This is a genomic window from Paracraurococcus lichenis (assembly GCF_030657435.1).
Lineage (GTDB): Bacteria > Pseudomonadota > Alphaproteobacteria > Acetobacterales > Acetobacteraceae > Paracraurococcus > Paracraurococcus lichenis.
In genome coordinates this window covers 1-225 of the sequence record NZ_JAUTWS010000624.1, presented here as the reverse complement: position 1 = coordinate 225, position 225 = coordinate 1, and the positions used below count along the sequence as shown (strand labels likewise).

Here is a 225-nt window from a genome sequence, read left to right as displayed (position 1 = left end):
TCGTCGTCGCGCGCGTACTCGCCCCGAGCGTGACAGACCGTCACGTGCCGATAACCCCAGACTGGCAGGCGGGCGTAGATGTCGTACTCGTCGGTATGGACGCGGGCACCCTTGATGACGGCAGCCTCGATGATCGGCTGGATCGTCTTCTGCTGCACATTGGCCAGCATGCGCATGACCACCTGACCACCGCGCTGGATCAGGCCGAGGATTGGCGGCTTGTCC

At 64.4% G+C, this 225-nt stretch carries 1 protein-coding gene; it reads right to left on the bottom strand.

Going from position 1 to position 225, the window contains the following annotated elements; all coding sequences use genetic code 11:
• A partial coding sequence (locus Q7A36_RS41490) for a transposase (RefSeq protein WP_305109575.1) occupies window positions 1–225 on the bottom strand: 225 nt, incomplete at both ends.